Source organism: Micromonospora sp. AB353 (assembly GCF_049538395.1).
Lineage (GTDB): Bacteria > Actinomycetota > Actinomycetes > Mycobacteriales > Micromonosporaceae > Micromonospora > Micromonospora aurantiaca.
Window position 1 is genome coordinate 1 of record NZ_JBMVFV010000172.1, and the last position, 2,014, is coordinate 2,014.

The following is a 2,014-nucleotide window of genomic DNA, read 5'->3' on the forward strand; positions in this document are numbered from 1 at the left end:
GAACGTCTCATACAGCTCCCGGCCCATCCCGGCGCGCTGCGAACCCTGACCCGTGAACAACACCGCCCGACGACCCGCCGACACCACACCCGACACCACCGACCCGCCCTCGGCAACCGCCGACAGACCCGCCACCAGCTCGTCCACCGACGAGCCCCACACCACCGCGCGGTGCTCCAACGCCGCCCGGGTCGTCGCCAACGACCACGACACGTCCACCGGCGACAGGCCACGACCACGCACGAACGACGCCAACCGTCCGGCCTGACCCGACAGGCCCCGCTCCGAACGCCCTGACACCACCCACGGCACCGGCACCCCGACCGGCGCGACGGGTGCGACCGGTGCCGGAGCGGACTCCGGCTCCGGCTGCTCGATGATCACGTGCGCGTTCGTCCCCGAAATACCGAACGACGACACACCCGCACGCCGAGGCCGCCCCACACCCGGCCACTCACGCGAGGACGTCACCAACTCCACCGCACCCGACGACCAGTCCACATGCGACGACGGCGCGTCCACGTGCAGCGTCGCCGGCACCATCCCATGCCGCATCGCCAAGACCATCTTGATGATCCCGGCCACCCCCGCAGCCGCCTGCGTATGACCGATGTTCGACTTCACCGAGCCGAGCAACAGCGGCACATCGCGGCCCTGCCCGTACGTCGCCAGCAACGCCTGCGCCTCGATCGGATCACCCAACGACGTACCCGTACCGTGCGCCTCCACCACATCCACATCCGCCGCCGACAAACCCGCGAACGCCAGAGCCTGCCGGATCACCCGCTGCTGCGACGGACCATTCGGCGCCGTCAAACCATTCGACGCACCATCCTGATTCACCGCCGAACCCCGTACCACCGCCAGAACCCGGCGCCCGTCACGCCGCGCGTCCGACAGCCGCTGCACCAGCAGCACGCCGACGCCCTCGGACCAGCCCGTGCCGTCCGCGGCGTCCGAGAACGACTTGCAGCGGCCGTCGGCGGACAGGCCGCCCTGGATCGAGAACTCGGCGAACGTGCCCGGTGAGGCCATCACGGTGACGCCGCCGGCCAGGGCCAGGTCGCACTCGCCGGACCGCAGCGCCTGCGCCGCCAGATGCAACGCCACCAGCGACGACGAACACGCCGTGTCCACAGTCACCGCCGGCCCCTCGAACCCGAACGAGTACGCCACCCGACCCGACAACACGCTTGTCGCGTTGCCGGTGAGCAGGTGGCCGCCGACCTCCTGGGCCCGACCGACCGACCCGCTGGCGTACCCCTGGAAGCTGGCCCCGGCGAAGACGCCGACCGCGCCGCCCCGCAGGGTGGTCGGGTCGATGCCCGCCGACTCGACGGCCTCCCATGAGGTCTCCAGCAGCAGCCGCTGCTGCGGGTCCATGGCGAGGGCCTCCCGCGGCGAGATGCCGAAGAACTCGGCGTCGAACTCGCCGGCGTCGTAGACGAAGCCGCCCCTGCGGGCGAACGACGTGTCGGACAGGCCGCTGCTGAGGAAGCTGTCCCAGCCCCGGTCGAGGGGGAACTCGGAGATGCCGTCGCGGCCCGTGGCGAGCAGTTGCCACAGTTCTTCCGGGGACGCGACGCCACCCGGGAGGCGGCAGCCCATGCCGACGATCACGATCGGGTCGTCGTCGACGGTGGCGACCCTGCGGTCGGCCGGCGCGTCGCCCGATGCTCCGAGCACGGTCTCCCGGATGAAGGAAACCAGGGCGGCCGGCGTCGGGTGGTCGAAGACGAGGGTGGAGGGCAACGCGAGGCCGGTTTCGGCGGTCAGCCGGTTGCGCAGCTCGACTGCGGTGAGCGAGTCGAAGCCGAGACGCTGGAACGCCCGGTCCGGCCGCACCGCCTCCACGGTGGCGTGGCCGAGCACCGTGGCGACCTGGGAGCGTACGAGGTCCAGGAGGGACGCCTCGACCTCCGGCGGCGTCAGGGCCGCGAGCCGCTCGCGCAGTGCGGAGGCCCGGTCGGTGGGGCCGGTCTCGGCTCGGGACGCCGCCTCGATCGCCGCCTGT

The 2,014-nt window shown here is 72.0% G+C and carries 1 protein-coding gene; it reads right to left on the reverse strand.

Annotation, left to right across the window (positions count from 1 at the left end; translation table 11 throughout):
- Positions 1-2,014: type I polyketide synthase (locus ACPCK6_RS29535; protein WP_423482850.1), on the reverse strand; the 2,014-nt coding region annotated here is incomplete at both ends.